Origin of the sequence: Prosthecobacter sp. (assembly GCF_044222345.1) — a bacterium.
Lineage (GTDB): Bacteria > Verrucomicrobiota > Verrucomicrobiia > Verrucomicrobiales > Verrucomicrobiaceae > Prosthecobacter.
Genome location: NZ_JBGANL010000015.1, coordinates 11,605 through 37,616, shown reverse-complemented (window position 1 = coordinate 37,616; position 26,012 = coordinate 11,605). Strand labels below are relative to the sequence as shown.

The following is a 26,012-nucleotide window of genomic DNA, read 5'->3' as shown; positions in this document are numbered from 1 at the left end:
AATAGTTCTTAAATTCCTGGGAACTTCAAGCCGCAATTTCCGGCCCTCCGCCTCAGGAATGAGGTCACAACTGGATAGACGAATGCGGCTGAAGTTTGTTCAGCCGCATTGCCATTTCTTTGAATCTGTCCTGAACTCAGGCCTTATGATGCCAGACGTGCGTCGATGTCTTTGTCCAGCCAGGCCCACATGCTGGCGAGGCTTTCGGTGACTTTGGCCTTCGCGGCGGTGAGTTCTTCGGCGCTGAGGCTCTGACCTGCGGCGGGGACGCTGCGGCCAAACATGTAGTATTTGATCTTCGGCTCCGTGCCGGAGGGGCGCACGGCAAAGCTGCGGCCATCGGCAAGGTCCACAAAGAGCATCTTCTCCTTCATGACCACTTCGCCTTCTTCGTCGGTGATCTCATCCTTGCGGAAATCGCGCACCTTGATGACAGCGGAGCCATCCACTTCCTTCGGCGGATTGCTGCCGTAGCTGTCGGCCAGCTTGGTGATCTGCGCGGCCCCGCTGGCACCTTCGAAGACCTTGCTCTCATTGCGCTCCAGGAAGTAGCCCACTTCGCAGTACACCTGATCCAGCAGTCCGGCCACGGTGAGGCCCCGGCTGGCGGCGTAGGCGGCGAGTTCGGCAAACATGACCACGGCGCCGTTGCCGTCTTTGTCACGGCTGAAGTCATCGCCCATGTAGCCGTAGCTCTCCTCACCACCGAAGACGAGAAACTTGCTGTGCTTCAGGCGTGCGTTGCGGCTCTCGACATTGTTCAGGTCGCGGTAGCGGCTGAGGATGTCAGCAGGCAGCGCGGATTCGTATTTGGAAAGCTTGGCGCTGATCCATTTGAAACCGGTGAGCGTGTTCACGCAGTTGATGCCAAATTTCGCGGCGATCGCGTCCTGCAGCGGGCTGGTGACAAAGGTCTTGAGCAGCACGGCGTGGCTCTTGTTTTCAGCGGTGAGGATGCCGAGGTCAAACATCGTCTTGGTGCGGTACCAGGCCATGAGGGAGCCCACCTGATTGCCGGTGAGCAGCACCATTTCGCCGGAGGCATTGCGAACGCCCACGCCCATGCGGTCGCAGTCGGGGTCCGTGCCGATGATGATATCCGCGCCTTCCTTGTTTGCCAGATCCACCGCCATCTGCAGGGCGGAGGCGTTTTCCGGGTTCGGGGACTTCACGGTGGGGAAGCGGCCGTCGCGCACGTCCTGCTCCGGCACGGTGAGGAAATTGAAGCCCAGCTTTTTCAGCAGAACGGGGACGAGGACGCCGCCGGCACCATGGAGTGCGGTGAAGACGATTTTGAGCTTCTTCGCTTCTTCCTTCTGCAGCAGCTCGGGCTGCAGCATCATGGTTTCCACGCGGGCGAGATACTGCTGGTCCATGTCATCAGCCAGGGTGGTGAGCTGGCCGCGTTCGGCCTCCGGCAGCGCGGTGTACTCCTCGCCCTTGATGGCGTTTACTTCTTTGATGATGCCGGTGGCGTGGGGCTCCACGATGCCGGCGCCGTCGTTGAAATTCACCTTGTAGCCGTTGTCATGCGCCGGGTTGTGGGAGGCGGTGATCATCACGCCTGCATCCGCACGGAGCTGACGCACGGCAAAGGACATCTCAGGCGTGGCGCGGCAGTAGTCAAAGAGGTACACATTCGCCCCGTGATCCATGGCGATCTTGGCGCAGAACTTTGCGAACTCTGCCGAGAAGTGGCGGGTGTCATGTGCAAAGACAATGCTTGGCTTGCCGCTGAGCTTGGCATTGGCGCGGAAGTTTTTCAGGTAGGTCACCAGCCCGCGGGTGGCGCGACTGACGTTGTAAAAGTTCATCGCGTTCGTGCCCACGCAGGGGGCTTCAGGGCGCTGGTCCTCAGGGGCGCTGCCGCGCTCCGCCTTGGTGACGATCTTGCCCACCGTGCGGCCGCGCAGACCACCTGTGCCAAATTTGAGCGCTTGGAAGAAGCGGTCGTTCAGCTCCGCCCACCGGCCTGCAGTGGCGAGTTCTTCGATGCTGGCGCTGTAAAGCGGATTGTCGCTGGCGGCGAGCAGGGCGCGGATGTTGTCGAGGCTGGCGTCGAGGAGTTGCCCGGAAGAGGCGGCGGCTTGGAGTTGGTCGGCAAGGGACATATGAAATATCAATTTGAACCAGCCCTTTAAGGAATCAAACGGCAAAGCGCTCAGCGGGGAATGAGGGATGCTTTACAAACGGAGACGCAGAATTGGACTCGCCAAAAGGAGAGCGCCTCTTTAAGATCGTCCTCATTCCCTGCCAGACACACCGCAAACACTCACCTCTCATACGATCATGGGCCTGATGGATTACCTCAAAGGACAGTTCTTGGAAATCATCCAGTGGACGGACGACTCGCGCGACACGCTCTCCTGGCGCTTTCCGGACGAGGACAAGGAAATCAAGCGCGGCGCACAGCTCATCGTGCGCGAATCGCAGATCGCCCAGTTCGTCTATCTCGGTCAATACGGCGACACCTTCGGCCCCGGCAAGCACACGCTGAGCACGGAAAACATTCCGATCCTCTCCACGCTCAAAGGCTGGAAGTACGGCTTTGAATCCCCCTTCAAGGCGGACGTCTACTACGTCACCACCCGCCTCTTCACCGGCAACAAGTGGGGCACCAGCAATCCCATCATGATGCGGGATGCGGACTTTGGCATCGTGCGCGTGCGTGCCTTTGGCACCTTCGATTTCAGGATCACCGAGCCCAAGCTCTTCCTCAAGGAAGTGGCCGGCACGGACAATCATTTCCGCCTGGATGAATTCGCCGACACCATGCGCAGCCGCATCGTCAGCGTTTTCACAGATGCGCTCGCCACCGCCAAAGTGCCCGTGCTCGACCTCGCCACCCGCTACTCTGAACTCGGTGAGGCGCTGCTGCCCATCATCAATCCCACCACACAGGGCAAGTACGGCATCGAGATCACCAGCTTCATCCTCGAAAACGCCAGCGTGCCGCCGGAAGTGGAGGCCGCCATCGACAAGCGCAGCAGCATGGGCGCGATCGGCAACCTGAACGACTACGTGAAATTTCAGATGGCCGAAGGCATGGCCAAAGGCGGTGGCGGCCCCGCCGGATCCGCCGCAGAAATCGCGATGGGTTTTGGCATGGCCAACCAGATGATGGGCCAGGGCGCCTTCAACATGAACCCCGCAGCCGGTGGTGTGGCTCCGCCGCCGCTGCCCGGTGCTGCGGCTGCCGCTCCAGCCGCCGCACCTTCCGTGGATATACTGACCCCCGCGCAGGTGGCCCAGACCCTCGGCGTGACCGAGGTCGATGTGCTCGCCAGCATCGAGAGCGGCGACATCAAGGCGAAGAAGATCGGCACGCAGTACCGGATTACGAAGGCGGCGCTGGATGAGTTTCTGGCGCAGTGATGGGGAGGCGAATGATCCCTCGTGTGAAATGCCGGAGGTGCTCCGCGATGATTTTGGGAATCACCGCGAGCGCCAACGGTGGGTTACTGGAATTTGACGCCTGAGATGCAGTTGTTGAAGGACTAAGTCGGCGGCACACTCCCGAACGCTCCCATAACGCACTCAATCAAGGGAATGGGGCACCACTGCAGGACTGTTGAGTTGCTTTGCAACGAAGAACGAAGCGCGCTTGGCAGACCGCAGGTGGTCATTTCCTAGCGTAAAAAGACCCGCAGAATGCTGGGGGGCATCCCCATGCACGCAGAGCTACGGGGCACTTCACCATCCCCAATGCCACCTCACCACGGTGCGCTCTGATTCAGCTGCAGCGGCGCGCTGCGGATGAGGAAGAAGCCGTGGAAAGGCTGCACGGTGGCGGCTGGTGCCGGGGTGGTCTGCGGCAGCCAGGCGGGCGGGGTGGTGGTGCCGTCGAGGTAGTAACCGGTGTAGCTGCTGGCGTCTGGCGTGGTGTCGCCATCCCAGAGGCGGAAGCGGTCGGCCGCATCGGGCGTGAGGCCTGAGGTGAGTCCGTTGACCGGGGCCGGAGTGGCCACGGGCCAGCCGGGGGCGACGAGCTGGGTGCCAGCGACGAGCGGTGTGACATAGTTCGTCAGGCGCACTTCGCCGGTGAACATGAGGGTATTGCCAGCACCGCGCACCTGCACCATGGCGGCTTCATGCGCAGCGAAGGGGCGGGCGTTCATGCTGAGCACATCGCTGAGCCAGTAGCCGTTGCTGTTGGTGAGGGTGGTGTAGTTGCTGGCGGCAGGATCGAAGAAGAGCACGCGGTCTTCGCTGCTGAAGGCTGCGGATGGGAGCAGTTCGCCGAGGGTGTGATGCTGGCGGATGCTGATGCGCGCGTTGGCGAGTCCGGCATAAGACTGGCTGGTATTTTGCAGCACGACGGTGTTGCCGGAGCTGCTGGTGGCGTCGATCTCGAAGCGCTGTCCGGCCAGCGGGCCGTCGAGGGTTTCGAGGTAGAACGAACCGGCAGGCAGGGTGATGATGGCCTGCAGCATGACTTCATTGGCGCTGACAGCGCCCACGCGGCCGGTGAAGAAGACGGCATTGAGCAGCGGCATGCTGAAGGTGCGTGAGCCGGCGGCGAAGGACTGGCGGCTCCAGCCTTGGATGCCGGAGGTGACGGTGGCCTCGGGGACGCCGTCGCGGTTGGCATCAAGATCGACGTGCAGGCGGATGTAGCCGGCGTCGAGGCCCTTGAAGACGAGGAGTTTTTCGAGGTTCGAATACGAGCGTGTGAGCGTGCCGTCCGCATTGAGGGTGGTGGTGGCCGCCATGGTGAGCTTCTTCCAGGCGGTGGCATCGGCGGTCTTGCTGAGATCCGTCAGGGTTTCGAGGCTGATGATGAGATCGTCATGCGTGGCGCTTGGCAGTGTGAGCAGGGCGATGAGCGTGCCGGTGGTGGCGTCATGCGTGAGGGCAAAACGGTTCGGCTGCAGCGGGCTGGCGGGATCGGTGCCCAGGGCGTATTCAAGCAGGTTGGCTATGCCGTCTTCATCGGGGTCTGCGGTGGCGCCGCCGATGTTGCTGTCTTGGCTCCAGGTGGCGAAGGTGCTGGCTCCGGGGAGCACGCTGGCGGTGAAGCCGCCAGTGACGATGTAGCGGCGGATGGCCGTGCTGGCAGCGAAGCCGGTGCCAGCAGGGGCAACGATGCCCAGATCGCGGGTGAGATCGATGCTGGCGTCCATGTCGTCATCGGTGGATCCTTCAGCACCGGATTCGGCAGCACCCACGGGGCAGAAGCCGGGGCGCAGGGTGAAGAGGCCCGTGCTGGCACCGTTGACGGCGGGGCTGTTGTTGAAGAGGAGATCCTGACCCACGTCGTCATCGCCTGCGACCACGGAGGACATCGGGAAGAGGCCTTCCAGGGGCGAACCGGTGGTGAACTGTGACGCAGGAATGTGCAGGAAGTAGCTGCCTGGATTCAGGCCTTCGAGGTAGTAGCGGCCTTTGCAGCTGCAGCCGGAGGTGCCGACGCTGACCGGATCATCCACGCCGGGAGTCGCGCCCTGGGCGTAGAGTTCCACGTAGATGTTGCCGAGGCTTTCGCCCTCGTTGCGTCGGCCGTCGCCATTGATGTCGAGGAAGATGAAATTACCGACGGCCACGCTGGACCAGAGGCCGAAGTCCACCGTCAAATTGGTGTCAGGATCGGTGTCCCCATCGGTGATGGATTCCGCGCCGCCGGAGAGATTGATGACCGGGCTGAAGAGTGGCGTGCCGGAGCCGCCGGGCTGCGCGCCGTCATTGTTGTTGTCGGTGTTGTTGTCCGCAGTGGCAACCGTGCCGCCGGTGAAGAGGTAATCCACCGGAGGCGTGACCTTGATGTAGAAATTGCCGGCGGGCAGGGAGCTGAAGAGATACGCACCGCTGGAGGTGGTGGTGAAATCAGCGCCGATCTGCACGTCCGCTGCCGTGCCACTGCCGCCGATGGCATTGTCATCTCCGGTGGTGAAGAGCTGGACGGTGGCATTGGCCACGCCGGGCTCGCCGTTGTCTTTGAGTCCGTTGTTGTTGGAGTCTTCAAAAACGAGATTGCCGATGGAGAGTGTGTGCACTTCCAGGGTGATGTTGAAGGACTGGGCACAGGAGTTGGCATCGGTGACACGCACCGTGATGGGGAAGGAGCCCTTGGCCGTGGGGATGCCGCTGAGAATCCCCGAGGAGGAGATGAGGACGCCGCCAGGCAGGTCGCCGCTCTGCAGCGCATAGGTGTAAGGTGCGGTGCCGCCGGAAGCGGTGAGCGTCTGCGAGTAGGATGCACCAAGATAGGCGATCGGCAGCGTCGTGGTGGGAGTGAGGCTCAGTGCCGGGCAGACCGGGGCGAGTGAGTAGGTAGCCGTGCCGGAGCAGCCATCCGCAGCGGAGGCACGCACGGTGAAGGTGGCGGAGGAAACGCTGGTGGTGGTGCCGCTGATCGTACCGCTGCTGCTCAGCGTCATGCCGGAAGGCAGCGAGCCGCTGGCCAGGGTGAAGGTGTAAGGTGACAGGCCGCCGGCAGGGGTGATCGACTGCGAGTAGGCAACGCCGACAACGGGCGTGGCCAGCGTGACCGGCGACTGCGTGATGACCGGGCAGATTTTGAGCGAGACCACCGAGCTGCCCTGGCACCCGTTGGCATCGGTGGTGCGGATGGTGACGCTGACGCCTGTACCGTTGGAGGTGGTGGGAGTGCCGCTGATGATGCCGCTGCTGGCATTGAGAGTGAGGCCCGCTGGCAGCGTGCCGCTGGTGACCGTCCACGCTGCATAAGGCGCGATGCCTCCCGCGCCGGAGAGCGTCTGGGTGTAGGCGACTCCGACCGTGCCCGTGGTGAGGGTGGCGGGCGTGACCGTAATGGTAGGACATGCCAGAGTGATGGTATAGGCCGTGCTGCCGGTGCAGTTGTTCGAATCCGTGGCGCGCACGGTGAAGCTGGCCGCCGTGGTGCTGGTGGGGATCCCGGAAATGACGCCCGAGGTGGCGTTCAGGCTGAGGCCCGCCGGCAGGCTGCCGCTGCTGATGGAATAGGTCATGGTGCCCACTCCGCCACTGGAGGTGACGGTCTGCGAGTAGGCGCTGTTGACCATGCCATTGGGCAGCGTGGAGGGACTGACCGCGATGGTGGGGCAGGCGGGGGTCAGCGAGTAGTTGCGTGTGCCGGTGCAGCCATTCGCATCGGTGGCGGTGATGGTGAAGCTGGCAGTGGCGGTGCTCGTCGGCGTGCCTGCCAGTGCGCCAGCGGAGCTCAGCGTCAGGCCGGCTGGCAGTGCGCCGCTGGAAACTGTGTAAACATACGCAGCCACGCCTCCGGAAGCAGTGATGGTTTGCGAGTAGCTGGTGCCTGCGGTGCTGGCGGCCAGCGTGGCGGGACTGAGGGTGATGACCGGGCAGACCTTGATCGCGATGACGGCGGAGACCTGGCAGCCGCGTGCATCGGTGCTGCGCACGGTCACACTGGTTGCTGCACCGGTGGAGGCCGTCGGTGTGCCGGAGATGACGCCGGTGCTGGAATTGAGCGTGAGTCCTGCGGGCAGCGTGCCGTTGGTGACCGTCCATGCCGCATACGGTGCCGTGCCTCCGCCGCCGGTGAGTGTCTGCGAATAGGCAATGCCGACCGTGCCGGTGGCCGCCGTCAGCGGCGTGATGGTCATCGTGGGGCAGGCAGGAGTGATGGTATAACTCTGAGTGCCGGTGCAGCCATTGGCGTCCGTGGCTTTGAGCGTGAAGGTGACGGGGGTCGGGCTGTCCGGCACGCCGCTCAGGATGCCGGCGGAACTCAGCGTGGCCCAGGTGGGCAGTGTGCCGCCGGCGAGCGTGAAGGTGTAGGAGCCTGCACCGCCAGTGGCGGTGAAAGTCTGCGAGTAGGCGGTGCTCACCGTCGGAGTCGCAGGCGTGGTGGGAGACAGTGTGATGACAGGGCAGACCTGCACTGTGATCACCTGCGTGCCCTGGCAGCCATTGGCATCCGTGGTGCGGATGGAAACACTCACGCCTGCGGCATTGGAAGTGGTGGGCGTGCCGCTGATGACGCCGGTACTGGCATTGAGCGTGAGTCCCGCAGGCAGCGTGCCGCTGGTGACCGTCCAGGTGCTGTAAGGCGCGGTGCCGCCAGAAGCGGTGAGTGTCTGCGAGTAGGCGCTGCCCACCGTGGCCTGCGCGGTGGTGGTCGGCGTGAGGCTGATCGTCGGGCAGTTTGGTGCGAGCGTGTAGCTCGCCGTGCCCGTGCAGCCGTTGGCATCCGTGGCGCGCACGCTGAAGGTGGCGGGGGTCCCGTTTGCAGGTGTGCCGGTGATCACTCCGGCGCTGCTCAGAGTGGCCCAGGCTGGCAGTGATCCGCTGGCGAGCGTGAAGCTGTAAGGTGATGTGCCGCTGGAGGCGCTAAGAGACTGAGAATAAGCGACGCCGATCACCGGGGTCGTCACCGTGGTGGGAGACAGCGTGATCACCGGGCAGACCTGCAGCGTGATGGAGCGTGTGCCCTGGCAGCCATTGGCATCATTCACGCGAACGGTGATGGTGGTGGCCGGGCTGGCCGTGGCGGTAGGTGTGCCGCTGAGCACACCGGTGGCGGCATTGAGCGAGAGTCCGGCAGGCAGTGTGCCTGCAATGACCGTCCAGGCGCTGTAAGGCGCGGTGCCTCCAGTGGCGGCCAGCGTCTGTGAGTAGGCCGTGCCCACGGTTCCCTGCGCCAGCGCCGCAGGCGTGATGGTGACCGTCGGGCAAACCGGAGTGATCGTGTAGCTCAGCGTGCCGGTGCAGCCGTTGGCATCCGTGGCACGGACGGTGAAAGTGGCTGCGGTGGTGCTCGTGGGTGTGCCGCTCAGAACACCGGAAGGACTCAGCGTGGCCCAGGCTGGCAGCGATCCGCCCGCCAGAGAGAAGGTGTAAGCCGCTGCGCCACCGGAACCCGCGAGGGTCTGTGAGTAGGCGGTGCCCACAGTCGGTGCGGGGAGCGTGGCCGGCGTGAGCGTGATCACCGGGCAGATGATCAGATTGATGGTGCGTGTGCCGGTGCAGCCATTCGCATCCGTCGCGCGGAAGGTGAGGCTGACGCCGCCCGCATTGCTGGTCGATGGCGTGCCGGAGATGAGGCCGGTGCTGGCATTGAGCGTGAGTCCGGAAGGCAGCGTGCCACTGCTCACCGCAAAGGTATAACCTGCTGTGCCACCGCTGGCGGTGAGCGTTTGCGCGTAGGACGTGCCGACGGTGCCGCTGGGCAGCGTGCTCGGATTGACCGTGATCGTCGGGCACACCGGCGTAACGGTGTAGCTGTTGGAGCCGGTGCAGCCGTAGGAATCCGTGGCGACGATGCTGAAGGTGGCCGCGCTGCTGCTGGTCGGAGTGCCGGAGACGACACCCGCGCTGCTCAGGGTGAGCCCTGCAGGCAATGTGCCGCTGCCGATGGCATACGTGTAAGGGGCCAGACCACCCGAGGCGGTGACCGTCTGCGTATAGGAAGTGCCCACTGTCGGTGTGGTGAGCGTCGATGGCGAAAGCGCGATCGGCAGGCAGGTGATGGTGACGAGATAATCTTCCACTTCACCCATGCCGCTGGCACCGACGGAGGTCGGATTTTGCGTGCTGGTGAGACGGAAGCGCGCCCCGCGCTGGCCGGGGATGGCGCCGACAGGCACGATGAAGTTCACCGTTTGAGTGACACCGTTGGTGCCGGTGGCGATGCTCGTGTTCGTGGCGATCTGCTCGCCTGCATCGGTGAAGGAGCCGTTGTTGTTGAAGTCGATCCACGCATTGAGATAACCCGCCGCACCGGTGTTGTTCGTCACCACCACGGTGGCGCTGCCGGCGGTGCCGGGAGTCTGGCTCGGCACGGTCACGCCGTCTTCGTCATCGCTGCCGGTGCTGTCATCGCCCGTGGCGGTGGCATTGAGCGTGGAGGCATATTCCGTGTCAGCCAGCGCACCCATGCGCAGGTTGGAGCTGGCAAGGCTTGAAGCATCTGCCACGCCGCTCCAGTCGCCAAAGTCCGTCGTCGGCACGGCGATGGTGGTGACATAATCTTCCACTTCGCCGTTGCCAGCAGTGCCGGTGACTCCAGGGGAGGGGACATCCGTCAGGCGCACGCGCACTCCCACATTCGAACCCGTCACCGCACCTGCCGGGACGGTGATGCTGAGGTTCTGCACGCTGTTACTCGCACCCGTGGCGATGCTCACATTGGTGGCGATCTGCTCACCCGCATCAGTAAGCACGCCGTTGTTGTTGTAGTCGATCCACACGTTGAGGAAGGCGGCAGAGCCGGTGGTGTTCGTCACGATCACCGGAATGGTGGCCGGAGCTCCCGCTGTCAGGGTGGGCAGCGTTACCCCGTCCTCGTCATCGCTGCCAGTGGTGTCATCACCCGTGGCGGAGACGTTGCGTGTGGAGCCATATTCAGTGTCCACCAGCGCGCCGAGGCGCAGCGTGTTGTCCGCGGTGGAGGCCGCATCGCCGATGCCGCTCCAGTCGCCATAGTCAAGCGGCGGGCTGATGATCGAAACGATGTAGTCTTCCACCTCGCCGCTTCCTGCAGCACCGGTGGAGCCGGGGGTTGAAACAGAGGTCAGACGGAAGCGCACACCCAGGTTGCTGCCGGTCACCGCATTGGCTGGGACGGTGATGCTGAGGTTCTGCGTGCTGCTGGTGGCGCCGGTGGCGATGCTGACATTCGTGGCGATCTGTTCACCCGCGTCGGTGAGCACGCCGTTGTTGTTGAAGTCGATCCAGGCGTTGAGGAAGGTGGCGGAGCCCGTGTTGTTGGTCACGATCACCGGCAGGGTGGCCGGAGCACCCGCAGTCAGGGACGGCAGCGTCACGCCGTCTTCATCATCCACGCCGGTGGTGTCATCACCCGTGGCCGTCAGGTTGTTGGCCGGGGCGAATTCGGTGTCCGTCAGAGCCCCCAGGCGCAGATTGGAGTTCATCGTGCTGGATGCACTGCCGAAGGCGGTGAAGTCGCCGAAGTCCGTCGTCGGTGCGGCGATGTTGGCCACATAGTCCTCCACTTCGCCATTCCCACCACCGGTGCCCGTGGAACCCGGACTGCTGGTGGAGGTGAGGCGGAAACGCACGCCGAGATTGCTGCCCGTGACTGCGGTCGCAGGAACGGTGATGCTTTGACTGATGGTCGAGTTGGTCTGTCCGGTCGCGACGTTGACATTGTTGGCGAACTGTTCGCCGGCATCGGCGAAGGAGCCGTTGTTGTTGAAGTCAGCCCAGGCGTTCAGGAACGTCGTCGAGCCGCTGGTGTTGGTCGCGGTGACAGGAATCGAGTACGTGCCGCCTGCGGTCATGGCAGGCAGCACCACACCGTCTTCATCGGCAAGGTTGGTGATGTCATCACCGGTGGCGGTGGTATTTTTCGTCGCGCTGAATTCCGCATCGATCAGCGCACCGAGACGGATGGTGGAGACGACCGTGTTGGAGGCATCGGCAATGCCGCTCCAGTCACCGTAATCCGTGGTGGGCCCGACGATGCTGACGACGTAATCTTCCACTTCTCCGCTTCCGGTGGATGTGCCGGTTGAGCCGGGTGTGGCCATAGAGGTCAGACGTACACGCACCCCCACCGGTGTGCCCGCTGCGGCATTGGCCGGGACGGTGAAAGTGATGTTTTTGCTGGCGTTGGACGTGCCGGTGACGATCAGGGTGTTCGTGGCGATCTGCTCACCCGAGTCACTCAGCACACCATTGTTGTTGTAGTCGATCCAGGCATTGAGGTAGGCCGATGAGCCGCTGCTGTTGGTCACTTTGGCGGTGATGGTGGAGGCCAGGCCTGCAGTGAGGGTGGGAATAGTCACGCCATCTTCGTCATCGCTGCCGGTGGTGTCGTCACCCGTGGCGGCGGCGTTGGTCGTGGCGTCGGGCTCGGCATCCACCAGTGTTCCCAGGCGCAGTTTGCTGTTGGCGGTGCTGGCCGCATTTTCGAAGCGGCTGAAGTCGCTGAAGTCCAGCGTCGGTGCCGTGATGTTCACGACATAATCTTCGACTTCACCGATCGCGGCATTGGCTCCGGTGGGTCCGGGGGATGTGGGGGCGGAGAGGCGGAAACGCGCCCCCAGGTTCGTTCCAGTCACCGCACCGCTGGGCACGGTGAAGTTGATGTTGAATGTGCTGTCGTCGCTGCCGTCGGGGACATTGACATTCGTGGCGATCTGCTCGCCGGCGGCGAGGGTGCCGTCGTTGTTGAAGTCAATCCACGCGTTGAGATACCCCATGGCGCCGCTGGAGTTGCTCGCCACCACCGGGATCGTCCGCGTCTGACCTGCGATCATGGACGGCAGAGTCACGCCATCTTCATCATCGTCGCCAGTGAGGTCGTCACCCGTGGCGGCTGAGTTGCGGGTGGAGACGTACTCGGCATCCACACTGGCGCCCATCCGCAGGCTGGGGCTCACACCTTGGGAAGCATCGGCAAAGCTGCTGAAGTCGCCAAAGTCCGTGGTCGGTGCGGTGATGGTGACCAAATAGTCCTCGATTTCACCGGTCCCAACACTTCCGGAAGTCCCGGGAGATGAAGCCGAAGTGAGCATCACACGTGCCCCGAGAGGCACGCCGGTAAGCGTCGTGGCGGGGATGGTGACGCTGCCGCCGATCGAGCTGTTGCTGGTGCCCGTTGCGACGGCCGTATTGACGGCGATCTGTTCACCTGGGTCGCTCAGCACGCCGTTGCCGTTGAAATCAATCCAGGCATTCAGATACGCCGTGGCTCCCGTCGTGTTCGTCACCACGGCCGAAACGGTGGCCGGAGCCCCCGCGATCATGTCGGGGAAGGTGACGCCGTCTTCATCGTCGCTGCCGGTGATGTCATCACCGCTGGCCGTGGCATTGGTGGTGGCGGCATATTCGGTGTCCATCAGCGCACCCAGGCGCAGCCTGCTGTTGGTGGTGCTGCTCACGCTGCTGAAGAGCGAATAGTCGCCGAAATCAGTCGTCGGCTGGGCGATCTTGACCACGTAGTCTTCGACTTCACCAACGCCGCCTGCACCGGTGGATCCCGGAGAGTTGTCACTGGAGATGCGCACGCGCACGCCGACATTGGTGCCCGTGACCGCGCTGGCGGGCACGGTGATGTTCAGATTGTACGTGCTGTTCGTGGTGCCGCTCGCCACCGCAGTGTTCATGGCGATCTGTTCACCGGAGTCGGTGAAGACGCCGTTGTTGTTATAGTCGATCCAGGCGTTCAGATAAGCCCCGGCCCCGGTGTTGTTGGTGGCGACGACAGGGATCACGGCCGGCGCTCCAGCGGTCAGCGTTGGCAGCGTGACTCCGTCTTCATCATCCACGCCATTGAGGTCATCCCCTGTGGCGGTGGCATCGGTGGTGGCGGCGTATTCGGTGTCAACAAGCGCACCGAGTCGCAGATTGGTGCTGGCAGTGTTGGAGACACTGGGCGCACCATTGAAATCGCCGAAGTCCGTGAGCGGGGCGAGGATGACGACGGTGTGGTCTTCGACTTCACCGATGCCAACACCGCTCGTGGAGCCCGGGGTTTGGACATTGGTGAGGCGGAAGCGGGCGCCGATGAGCGCGGCGGCGGTGACTGCGTTGGTCGGCACGTTGAAATTCAGATTGACCGTGCCCCCGCTGGTTCCGGTGATGATGTTGACATTGGTGGCGATCTGTTCGCCTGCATCTGTGAGAACTCCGTTGTTGTTGTAGTCGATCCAGGCGTTCAAGTAAGCCGTGGAACCCGTCAGATTGGTCACGGTGACCGGCAGCGTCATGGGCTGGCCCGCAGTCATGGAAGGGAATGACACACCATCTTCGTCATCGCTGCCGGTGATGTCATCACCCTGCGCGCTGGCGTCTTTGGTGGCGCTGCCTTCAAGATCCTGCAGTGCGCCGAGCATGAGGCCCGCATTGCCCGTGCTGTAGGCGTCCGCAAAGAGCGAGAAGTCGCCGTAGTCCGTCGTCGGCGCGACGATGTTGGCCACATTGTCTTCCACTTCGCCGTTGCCGCTGGCACCGGTCGGGCTGGGTGTGGCGGTGGAGGTGAGGCGCACACGCACACCGGCGCTGCCCAGCTCCGCACTCGCCGGGGCGGTGAAGGAAACGGTGCGGTTGGAGTTTGAGGTGCTGTTGACGATGAGGATGTTGGTGGCAATCTGCTCGCCCGCATCGGCAAGGGACCCATTTTGATTGAAGTCGATCCACGCATTGAGGTAGGCCGTGGCACCGCTGGTGTTGGTGACGTTGACCGTGATCGAGCTGGCTCCCCCCTGGGTGATGCTGGCGGGCAGCGTCACGCCGTCTTCGTCATCGCTGCCGGTCGTGTCATCACCGGTGGCGGTGCTGTTCGTGCTGGGGGTGGCTTCCACATCGGTGAGCGCGCCGATGCGCAGCGTGGAGTTCATGCGGCTGCTGGCGTTGCTGAACAGGCTGTAGTCGCTGAAATCAGAGTCCGGCGCGGGAGTGACGGTGTAGGTGCTCGAACCGCTGCAACCGTTCGCATCCGTGGCGGCGACCGTGAAGGTGGCGGCCGTGGTGCTCGTGGGTGTTCCAGACAGAACGCCGGTGGAACTGAGCGTCAAACCAGCCGGCAGACTGCCGCTGCTCACCGCATAGGTGTAAGGCGAAGCACCGCCGGAAGCGGTGATGGATTGTGAATAGGCGGAGTTGATCGTGCCATTCGTCAGCGTGGATGGCGAGACTGCGATCACCGGACAGATCTGCGTCAAGACAGTCTGGGAGCCTGTGCAGCCGTTTGCATCGGTGACACGGAATGTGACGCTGGTGCCCGCGCCATTCGAGGTCGTCGGTGTGCCGCTGATGACACCTGTGCTGGCATTCAGTGTCAGGCCGGTGGGCAGAGTGCCGCTCGTGACCGCCCATGATCCATACGGGGCCTGGCCGCCGCTGGCGCTCAGAGTTTGTGAGTAGGCCGTGCCCACGGTGGCGCGCGTCGCAGTCGCGGGTGTGATGACGATGAGCGGACAGGATGGGGCCAGGGTGTAGGAGCGTGAGCCGGGGCAGCCGTTGGCGTCCGTGGCGGTGATCGTGAAGGTGAATGAAGCGGTGCTGGTCGGTGTGCCGCTCAGGACGCCCGCGCTGCTCAGACTCAGCCCTGTTGGCAGTGTCCCGCTGCTCACGGTGTAAGTGTAGGCCGTCGCGCCGCCGGACGCCGTGATGGCTTGCGAATACGCGCTGTTCGCCGTGGCTGCTGTGAGCGTGGTGGGATTCACCGTGACCACCGGGCATATTTTCAGTGTGACCGCCTGAGTGCCCTGGCAGCCGTTGGCATCCGTGGTGCGCACGGTGAAGGAGGCACCGGAACCGTTGCCGGCCGTGGGTGTGCCGCTGATCACGCCGCTGCTGGCATTCAGCGTGAGTCCTGCAGGCAGTGCGCCGCTGATGACCGTCCATGAGCCGTAGGGGGATGCGCCACCGCTGGCGGCGAGTGTCTGAGAGAAGGCGGTGCCCACTGTCCCAGGGGTGAGCGTGGCTGGCGTGATAGAGAGCGTCGGGCAGGTCATCACCACCGCATACGTCTTGGTTCCCACACAGCCGTTGGCATCCGTGGCGCTGAGAGTGAAGTTGAAGGTGCCTGCAAAATTGGGCGTCCCGCTGAGGACACCGGTGGTGGCGTTCAGCGTGACGCCAGAAGGCAGCGTGCCTGAACTTAACGCATAGGTGTAAGGTGCGGTGCCGCCTGAGGCCGTGACCGTTTGTGAATACGTGAGGCTGAGGGTGCCGCCAGCCAGTGATGCCGGACTCAAGGCCACGGCCGGACAGGTGGGGGTGATTAGATAATCTTCAACTTCACCATTGGTGGCGATCCCAAAGGCGCCCAGCGACCCCGCCGTGCTCAGCCGCACACGCAGGCCGATCTGCCCCAGCACCGCCGTGCCTGGCACGGTGCCGGTGACATTGACGCTCTGCTGTGAAGCACCGGAACTGACCGACGAGGGACTGAGCGCTTCAGACGGATCCAGGAAGTCGCCGTCGTTGTTCCAGTCGATGAAGGCAAAGACATTGGCGCTGGTCCCGGTATTGTTGAACAAAGAGACAGGGATGGTGAAACTTTGGCCCCGGGCAAAAACTGGCAGTGAGGCGATGGCGTCCTCATCATCCGTGCCGCTGAGGTCGTCACCCGTGGATGTGGCATCAGGCTGGCCGTCTGATTCGATGTCAAGAGTGGCGCCGAGACGCAGGTTGGAGTTGCGATAGTGGGAAGGTCCGCTGTCGTTGTTGGCCGTCTGGTAGTTGGCCGTACCGGTGCCGATGCCGGTGTCGGGAAGGTCACCCCAGTCACGGTTTCCGGCGATGACGAAAGTGAACTGCTTGGTGGCGGTGGTGGTGGCGGCCACCGTGGGAATGAACTGTACATCATCGATGGCCATGCCATCCAGGCCGTACGAAAACACCAGGCTGGAGGTCTGTGGCACGAAGGGCATGTCGAACGTGGCCCAGTTGTCATAGTTCGCGGCGTTCGGTGCTGGGAAGTTCACACTCGCCGGGCCAAACAGGCTGGCAGCGGAGGCGTTGTATCCGGCGATCCACAGCGCATTGCTGTAAAACGGCGGCTGGGCTTCCGTGGTGCTCGGATTGGCAAACGCGCCGCGCATCGCATAGCGCACCCGCAGTGTGTAGGGCCGGCCCACCGTGAAGCCGCTGACCGTCTGCGAGGCCCAGCTGTCCACAAACGGGGAGGCGAGGTACTGCAGGCCCGCAGGGGTTTGGCCCAGCAGCGAATTGTTGGCGTTGCCGTCATTGATCCCGTAGATCTGCGCCGCCGTGGTGGTGCCGGAGAGGGCACCGTTGCCGAGTGTCCAGCCGGTCACACTGGTGCGTGGCGTGAAGGTGATGGCGCTCCAGGCATCCGTTTCCACGGAACCATTCGTCACGGTGACACTGGCCGGGGTGACGAGGGCGTCATCCACCGCAAAGGTGACGACGTAGGTGCCGGGGGAGGTCGGAGTACCGGAGAGCACGCCCGTGCTGCTGTTGATAGACAGACCCGTCGGCAGCGCACCCGAGCTGACACGCCAGTTTTGATAAGGGCTGCTGCCGCCGGTGGCCGCCAGCGTCGTGGAGGTGTAGGCCGTGCCTTCCGTGCCGTTGGGCAGCGAAGCGGTCGTGATGCTCATGGCCGTCGTCACGCTGAGCTGGATTGTGGTGAAGCCCTGGCAGCCGCGGGCATCGGTGGCGCGCACGGTGATGGCGCTGGTCCCCACGGTGGAGGTGGTGCCGGAGATGACACCGGCGCTGCTGAGGTTCAGCCCTGAGGGCAGCGTGCCCTGAGTGATCGCATACGAGTAAGGCGCGACGCCACCGGCGGCGCTCAATGCGGTGCTGTAAGCCACGCCTGAGCTGACCGCAGGAACACTGAGGGGTGTGATTCCGATGGCGGGGCAGGGGCGCAGACCCATGTCGAGCGTGTATTCATCACTGCCGAGATTGGAGGTGCCGGGCTCGGTGGCCGTGGCGAGTGTGAACGGCATGCTGTAAACTGCAGCACCCACCCCGGCGACCACCACATCTGCGCTGCTGACGAACGAGCCGGCGGTTTGCACGCCATTGTTGTCGTTGTCGATGCCGTTGTCGAGGAGCACCGCCGTCGAACTGGCCAGCGGGAAGTCGAGGTTAAGGCTGTACGTGGTCGTGCCGGTACCGTACTTGCTGGTGAACACGGCTTTGTTCGGCGGTGTGATCTTGAGGTAATAGACCCCCGTCGGCAGTTCGGTGAACTGATAAAGTCCGGTCCAGTCTGTGCGCGCCGTCAGGGTGGAGAAGCCGGGGGCGATGGTGCCGTAGGTGCCGGCGGTCAGCATGCCGCCGGAGCTGAGCACGGAGGCATTGCCGCTCGTCACCGCTTGGTCATCGGCGGAGTTCACGCGTCCGTCCGCACCAGCGCTCCAGATTTCCACCGGCACATTGGGAATGCCGCGTTCATTGGAATCCTTGAGCCCGTTGTTGTTCTCATCCAGGAAGACGAGATTGCCCACGCTCATGCCGCCCGAACCGACACTGATGGTGTAGCTCTGCGTGGCGAAGCAGCCGTTCGCATCCGTGGCTTTGGCGGTGAAGACATAGGCGCCGCTGGCGCTGGTCACCGTGCCGCTGATGACTCCTGCGCTGCTCATGCTGACGCCACCCGGAAGCGCGCCTGTGGTGATCGTCCACGTGTAGGGCGCTGTGCCGTTGGTTGAACTCAGAGTCTGGTTGTAGCTGGCATACTGCGTTGTTGCTGGCAGAGACGCTGGAGTGATGCTGAGGGTGGGGCACGCGCCCGTGACGATGTAATCTTCCACTTCTCCGTTGCCGGTGGTTCCTGTGGAGGTCAGCGTCGTGGCGGTTGCAAGGCGGAAGCGCGCGCCAAAGGTGCCGGTCACCGCGGTGCCGGGCGTGGTGCCGGTGAGGCTGACGCTCTGCTGGCTGGCCGAGGAACTGACTGCCAGGGCGGTGAGGGTTTCACCCGCGTCGGCAAAATCGCCGTCGTTGTTCCAGTCAATGAAGCCGAAGATGCGCGCGGTGCTGCCGGTGTTGTTGAACACTGAGATCGGAATGGTGTAGGCCTGGCCGCGGCTGAACACCGGCATGATGGAGATGCCGTCTTCATCCGCGCCGTCACCCGTGGCCGTGGTGTTTGGCTGGCCGTCAGCTTCCGCATCCACCGCAGCACCGAGGCGCAGCGTGGTGGAGGTGGCGGTGTGGGAGGGACCGCTGTCACTGCTGAGTGTCTGGTAGTTGCCCGTGCCGGTGCCTGTGCCGGTGTCAGGCAGATCACCGAAGTCGAGCGTGTACGCGTTCACGGTGACCGCGTAATCTTCCACTTCACCGCGCAGGGTGGAACTGCCGCTGAAGGTGGGGACACTCGCGCCTTCCGTGGCGATGATGCGCAGGAATTTGACGCCGCCGGTGGTGCCCGCAGGCGGGCTGAGCGTGGCGGTGATGGTGTTGGCACCGGTGACAAGGCTGGAGGTGCTGAGCGTCACACTTTCATTGCTGTCGAGCACATCGTTGTCACCGTTCCAGTCTGCAAAGACGGCGATCTTGCCGGACGTCACCGGGCTGGCGAGTGTGACCGGAATGGTCAGCGTACCGTTGTTTCCGACCTGCAGTGTAGGCATCGTCAGCTCTTCGTCATCAGTGCCGGTGGTGTCGTCTGCCGTGGCGCTGCCGGAGGTGGGATTGCTGGTTTCCACGTCGGTGGCATTGGTGCCGATCTTGATCAACGTGCTGGCAACGCGGGAGGCGGAGGCAAAGTTCGGGTAGTCACCGAAGTCCACGGTGGAGGCGTTGACGGTGACGAGGTAGTCTTCCACTTCACCCGTGCCAACGACGCCATTGGAGGCCGGAATGGTGGTGCTGGCGAGGCGGACGCGCAGTCCGAGGTTGGCCCCGATCACGGCGGTGCTGGGCACGGTGAAGTTGAAATTGAAAGCCCCGTTGCTGGTGCCGTTCGGCACGCTGATCTCAGCGCCGAGTTCTTCATCAGCGGTCAGGTTCCCGTCGTTGTTCCAGTCGATCCATGCCTTCAGGAAACCTGCGGAACCGAAGGAGTTGGTGGCGTTGATGGTGAGCGAGGCGGGGACATTTTGTGTCAGCGTGGGCAGTGTCGGCACGCCATCATCGTCCGCGCCATCGCCGGTGGCGGTGCTGTTGGGCTGGCCGTTGCCCTCCGCATCCACAGTGGCGCCGAGTCGGAGCGTGCTGTTGGCGATGTGTGCCGGTCCGTTGTCGTTGGAGAGAGTCTGGTAGTTGCTTGCGGAGGTGCCGATGATGGTGTCCGGCAGATCACCATAGTCCAGCGTCGGGGTGGTGACGGTGATCGCGTAGTCTTCGACTTCCCCCTTCAGTGCTGAGGCGCCGCTGAAGACTGGAGCTGCGGTGCCCTCGATCACCACGATGCGGAGATATTTGGTGCCGACCGTGGTGCCTGCAGGCGGGCTGAACGTGGCGGTGACCGTGTTGTTGCCGCCGATGAGGCCTGTGCTGGTGAGGCTGACGGTTTCATTCGCGTCCAGCGTATCGCCATCCTCATTCCAATCCGCCCAGACTCCGATGCGCCCCAGCGTGACGCTCCCGCTGAGAGTCGCCGGAATGTTCAAGTTCAGGTCACCCCCGGAAACCACGGAAGGAATCACCAGGTCCTCGTCATCCGTCCCGGTGGTGTCGTCCGCATTCGCCGTGCCAGTGGTGGGATTGACAGGCTCCACATCAGTCGCGGCGGTGCCGATCCGAATTTCAGTGCTCGCGGTTTGGGAGGCGGCTGGAAAGGTGGGATAATCACCAAAGTCCGTCACGGGCAGATTCGTGGTGATCGACAAAACACTCGTTCCTGCACAGCCGTTCGCATCGGTGGTGCGAACGGTGAAGCTCACGGTGCCGGTGGTGGTGGGTGTTCCGCTGATGATTCCTGCGCTGGAGAGGGTGAGCCCGGCGGGCAACGAACCGCTGGCGATGGTGTAGGCATAGGCGGAGGCTCCGCCGGTGGAGGCGAGTGTCTGACTGTAAGGCGCACCCTGGATCGCAGCCGGCAGCGTGGTCGTGCTCACGGTGACGACAGGGCAGATCTGCAGCGTGAGGCTTTTCAAGCCCTGGCAGCCATTTGCATCGTTCACTCTCACCGTGAGTGTTGTTGCAGGTGAGGCGGGGACCGTCGGTGTGCCGCTGATGACGCCCGTGCTGGCATTGAGCGTCAAACCCGTCGGCAGTGTGCCGCTGGTGATGGCCCAGGCGCTGTAAGGGGAGACGCCGCCGCTGGCGCTGAGCGTCTGCGAATAGCTGGTGCCCACGGTGCCCTGCGTCAGGGCGGACTGTGTGATGGCGATCGCCGGGCAAACCGGGGAGAGGGTGTAGCTGAGTGTTCCCGCGCAACCGGTGGAATCCGTCGCCTTCACCGTGAAGGTGGCGGCGGCCGTGCCGCCGGGGGTGCCGCTGAGCACACCTGCCGAACTCAGCGTCGCCCAGGCAGGAAGCGCTCCGCTCGAAACGGTGTAGGTGTATGGAGACACGCCACCACTGGCCGTGAAGGTTTGCGAGTAGGCCGTGCCAACGGTCGGCGTCGGCAGCGTTGCTGGTGAAACGGTCACTGCCGGACAGACGCTGACGATGTAATCTTCCACTTCACCATTGCCGACATTTCCAGTGGAGCCGGGGGTGCTGACGGATGTCAGACGCACACGGATTCCGACGTTGTCGAGGACGGTGGTCGCTGGGGTGGTGAAGGTGATGTTGCGGTTGGTGCCGTTGGTGCCGTTGGCAATGAGGGTGTTGCTGGCGATCTGCTCGCCGGAGTCGGTGAGAATGCCGTTGTCGTTGAAATCCACCCACGCATTGAGGAAGGCCGAGGCACCGCTGGTGTTGGTGAGTGTCACGGTCAGGGTGGTCGAAGTACCCTGATAAATCGCCGCAGGCACCAGGACACCATCCTCGTCATCCAGGCCTGCGAGGTCGTCACCCGTGGCGCTGGCATTGGTGTTGGCGGAGTACTCCGAATCTGTCAGCGCGCCGATGAACAAGCTGGCCGACAGATTGCTGCCGGCGGAGCCAAACGAGGCGTTGTCGCCATAATCCACCGCAGTTAGCAATCCGAAGTCGATGGTGTCTTCCGTGCTGTCACCTCCCGTGCCGAGATTGCCCGGCTCGGCACCCTGTGTCAGGGTCACGATCGGGCTGTAAACGGCTGTGCCTCGTCCACCCGGCTGCGAGCCATTGTTGTCACCATTGACTCCGTTGTCACCGGCGGCAGTGCTGCTGACCACCGAGTAGAGCGTCGGCGGGGTTACCGTGACAAAGTATTGCCCGGCGGTCAGGCCGACAAAGCTGTAAGCACCCGTTCCATCCGTGGTGGTGGTGGCTGCCAGTGTGTCTGCTGCTGAGCCGGATCCGCCGATCGCATTGTCAGAACCCGGGGCCCAGAGCTGCACCGTCACTCCCCCAATGCCGCTTTCGCCACTGTCCTGCAGTCCGTTGTTGTTGACGTCGTTCCAGACTTGATCGCCGATGCTCAAAGTCTTCGAGATGCCCAAGATGGCATTGACAATCCCGGTGGTGCCGACGGTGACAGAGAGCTTGCCATCGACCGTGCCGTCACTGCCCGCACCGGAACCCAGGAACTCCCCCGCATTGAGCCAGCCGGTGGGCAGGTCTGCCGCTGGCGCGGTGGATCCCAGACTGCCGTAGGAGGTGCTCAGGACGACTTTGTAGGAGGTGTTGGCCGTGGCTCCACCGAGAATGAACGTGCCATCGCTCTTGACCGGGAAGGAGTCCACGAGATTGCCCGAGCCATCCACCAGCATGGCGAAAAGCTGGCCGCTGGCATTGGTGCCCGTGCCGCTGATGAGGCCGTCTGCAAGGCCGTTGAGATCATTGTACACAATGCCTTTGACGCCCAGGGATGTGACGGAAGAGGAGATGCCTTCGGACAAGTCCGTGTAGGAGGCGGTGGGCAGCGGTCCCACCTTCACCGCATTGGGAGTAGTGGTGTCATATCGGTCGATGCGGTAGATGTTGGTGCCCGTGGCGCCGAGGGCATAAAGCCGGGAGACACCGCCCACACCTGCGATCTGCACGGAGCTGTTGCTGGAGTAGGGGATCTGCGAGTCAACGCTCGCCGTGCTGGCTGCCGGTCCCGAGGCATTGGTGCCGTCGCTGATGAACTGGTTGAACAGCGTGTTGGCGCTGCTGATCACCGTGGAGGTCACCAGCAGGCCGTCCTGCGGTCGGATGACGAAGTCTCCCCCATTGAAGGTCTGGGAACGGTGGAAGAAGTTGGTGTAATCATTGAAAGCGGGCGAATTCAGACCCACGCCCGCCGAGTTCAGATGCCACACCGCCACGTTGTTGCTGAGCTGGCCCCCGGCGTAGTATTCACCATTGTAAAAAGCGGCACGCGGGAAAGCACCGGAACTGGCCGAGCCTGAGACGGGGCTGCCCGTGTTGAAAGCGACGTTGGTCCGCGCCGAGCCTGTGACCAGCTGGGAGCTCCACGTCTTGCTCACGTTGTCGTAGGCCGCCGTGTACAAGTTGAAGTTATAGCCGCTGGAGCCGGTGGAGGTGGCGGCCCAGTAGAACCGGCGGTTGAGCCAGTCGAGCGCCAGACCGTTGATCATCGCGTCCGTGGCGCTGGTGTTGAAGCCTGGGGAGGCCGCGTTGAGATCCAGAATGCCCGGATTGACGGACACCGTTGGCGTGGAGGAGTTGGGGTTGTAAACCGAGATCTCATCCAGGTAGAAGCGCGTGCCCACCGCGCGGATCGTGTAAAAGTAGTCCCGGAAGTTCGACGAAGGCGCCACGATGGACGTCGTATAGTCCTCCACTTCGCCATACCCGCTGGCTCCCGTGGGCCCGGGTGTCGCGATCGAGGTCAGGCGGAACCGCGCTCCCACCGTACCGACGGTGGCGTTGCTCGGCACATCAAAGTAGAAGGTCTGGAAATCCCCGGCCGTGCCATCATCCACCACGGCATCTGCCACCACTTGCTCGCCCGCGTCAGTGACCACGCCATTGTTGTTGAAGTCCACCCAGCCGTTCAGGTAGGCGGGCGCTCCAGTGGTGTTGTTGAGTTTGACGGTCACCGCCACCCCCGCCTGACCCTGCACGAGAATGGCCTGCAAGGTCACCCCATCTTCGTCATTGAAGTTCGTGATGTCATCACCCGTGGCTGCCAGATTGGTGACCGCTGTGATTTCCGTGTCCTCCAGATCGCCCATGGTCAGGGCGTCTGAGTTGTAGCTGCTGGCATCCGCAAAGCGCGAGAAGTCGCCATGATCAGAGGCTGGCTGGACGGTGATGATGTAATCCTCCACTTCACCCGTTCCTGCAATCCCGGTGTCACCCGGCGTGGCGACGGAGCTCAACCTGAAACGCGCTCCGATGCCTGTGGTGGCTGCCACACTGGGCACGGTGAAGGTGAAACTGCGGCTGCTGCCGCTGGTGCCGGTGGTGACCACATCATTGATGATGATCTGCTCGCCCACATCCGTGAGCAGCCCGTTGTTGTTGAAGTCGATCCAGCCGTTGAGGAAGGCGTCCGCTCCGCTCGTGTTTGTGACGTTGACGGTCACGCTCACTCCGGACTGGCCCTGAATCACGGTCGCAGGCAGGGTCACACCGTCCTCGTCATCGCTGCCGTTGGTGTCATCTCCCGTCGCAGCGGCATTGGCGAGGCTTGCGCTCTCACTGTCCACCAGCGCTCCCATCCTGACCGAGGTCGCAGTGGTGCTGCCCGCAACGTCGAAGGAGGAATCGTCGCCAAAGTCCGTGGGTGGCAGGATGTTGACCACATAGTCTTCCACTTCTCCGTTGCCGCTTGCCCCGATGGAGCCCGGGCTGCTGGTGGAGGTCAGTCGCACTCGCAGGCCCACGTTCCCGGTGGTGGCACCGCTCGGCACCGTGAAGTTCAGCGTCCTGTTTGTATTCGATATGCCGGTCGCGATGGTGGTGTTGGTCGCAATCTGTTCGCCGGAATCGGTGAGCACCCCGTTGTTGTTGTAGTCGATCCAGGCGTTCAGATAAGCCGTCGCACCCGTGGTGTTGGTGATGTTGACGGTCATGCTGCCGGAAGTTCCCTGCACGATGTAAGCTGGCAGAGTCACCCCGTCCTCGTCATCACTGCCTGAGAGGTCGTCTCCAGTGGCGGTGGCATCGGTGGTTGCGTCTGACTCCGCATCAAACAGCGCGCCGAGTTTGAGTTTGGAGTTGTAGTTGCTGCTGGCGCTGCCAAAGCTGGAAAAGTCGCCATAGTCCGTCGTTGCAGGAGTGAGCGAGTAGCTGCGGGTGGCCTGGCAGCCGTTGGCGTCCGTGGCGCTGACGGTGAAGGATGCTGCGGTGGTGCTGGTGGGAATGCCAGAGATGACCCCGGTGCTGGTGTTCAGCGTCAGACCGGATGGCAGACTGCCTGTGGCGATGGCATACGTGATGGCCGTGGCACTGCCCGCGGCCGACACGGTCTGGTTGTAGACGGCGCCCAGACCGGGATTCGGAAGCGTGTCGGGGCTGATCGAGATCGCCGGGCAGACTTGGATAGTATAAGCAAGAGAGCCCTGGCATCCATTGTCATCGGTGGCGCGGATCGTCACACTGACTCCAGTGCCGTTGCTGGAAGTTGGCGTGCCGCTGAGGACGCCTGCGCTGCTCAGCGTCAGGCCTGTCGGAAGGGTGCCGGAACTCACAGCATAAGTATATGGCGAGGTGCCGCCTGAAGCAGTGATCGTCTGGCTGAAGGCGCTGTCCACAAAGGCATCTGAAATCGCGTTGGCCGCAGGGCTGAGGCTGACCGTCGGGCAAACGGGTGTGATGGTGTAGGCACGCGATCCAGTGCAGGAGTTGGCTCCTGTGGCGGTGACGGTGAAAGTGGTGGCCGCCGTGCTCGTAGGCGTGCCGGAGAGCACACCTGCGGTGCTCAGCGCAAGGCCTGCAGGCAGAGTTCCAGAGGTCACCTCATAAGTAAACGCGGTGCTGGAGCCGGATGCGGTGATGCTTTGCGAATAGGCGGTGCCCACGCTCGGCACGGTGGGGGTTGTCGGACTTAGGGTGACGGTGGGGCAGTCGATCGTCGTGATGTAGTCTTCCACTTCACCGTTGCCTTTCAAACCCGTGGAGCCGGGCGTGCTGGTAGAGGTCAGGCGCACACGCACCCCTGCGGTGCCGATGGAGGCAGTGGCGGGCACGGTGAAACTCACCGTTCTGTTCGAGTTCGAGATGCCCGTGGAGATCAGGGTGTTGGTGGCGATCTGTTCACCGGAATCGGTGAGCACTCCGTTGCGATTGAAGTCGATCCACGCGTTGAGGTACACCGTCGCACCGCTGGTGTTGGTGACGTTGATGGTCAGGCTGCCGGAAGTTCCTGTCACGATGCTTGCCGGCACGGTCACGCCGTCCTCGTCATCGTTGCCGGTGATGTCGTCTCCTGTGGCGGTGGCATTCGCCGTGATGGCCGTTTCGCTGTCGGTCGTGGCTCCGATCTTGATCGTGCTGACCGTTGTGCTGCTGGCGCTGGTGAAAACGGAGTAGTCACTGAAGTCCGTCGCCGCATTGGCTGCCGTCGCTGCGCCAAGCAAAGCACAGCACATTGAAACGACGAGACGTGTCGCTTTCAGGCGGCACGTCAGACTGGAGAATCGTGATGCGTTTTCCCTCATGGGGTGGCT

3 protein-coding genes are annotated in these 26,012 nt (G+C 63.2%); 1 reads left to right on the top strand and 2 read right to left on the bottom strand.

Annotated elements, in window-relative coordinates:
* Positions 1 to 143 precede the first annotated feature (143 nt).
* Entirely contained in the window at positions 144 to 2,111 is a 1,968-nt protein-coding gene (locus ACILSL_RS10285) for a phospho-sugar mutase (RefSeq protein ID WP_395731931.1), read from the bottom strand.
* Between the two features lie 178 nt (positions 2,112 to 2,289).
* On the opposite strand from ACILSL_RS10285, the gene ACILSL_RS10280 reads away from it, so the two are divergent.
* Entirely contained in the window at positions 2,290 to 3,375 is a 1,086-nt protein-coding gene (locus ACILSL_RS10280; RefSeq protein ID WP_395731930.1) for an SPFH domain-containing protein, read from the top strand.
* Between the two features lie 338 nt (positions 3,376 to 3,713).
* Here ACILSL_RS10280 and ACILSL_RS10275 read toward each other — a convergent pair whose 3' ends face one another.
* Complete coding sequence (locus ACILSL_RS10275; RefSeq protein ID WP_395731929.1) at positions 3,714 to 26,003, bottom strand: putative Ig domain-containing protein; 22,290 nt, start codon at positions 26,001 to 26,003, stop codon at positions 3,714 to 3,716.
* Positions 26,004 to 26,012: the final 9 nt, after the last annotated feature.

What these genes read in the sequence shown, in the direction of transcription:
- ACILSL_RS10285 (WP_395731931.1), bottom strand. Translation starts at nt 2,111, where the DNA reads ATGTCCCTTGCCGACCAACTCCAAGCCGCCGCCTCTTCCGGGCAACTC.
- ACILSL_RS10280 (WP_395731930.1), top strand. Translation starts at nt 2,290, where the DNA reads ATGGGCCTGATGGATTACCTCAAAGGACAGTTCTTGGAAATCATCCAG.
- ACILSL_RS10275 (WP_395731929.1), bottom strand. Translation starts at nt 26,003, where the DNA reads ATGAGGGAAAACGCATCACGATTCTCCAGTCTGACGTGCCGCCTGAAA.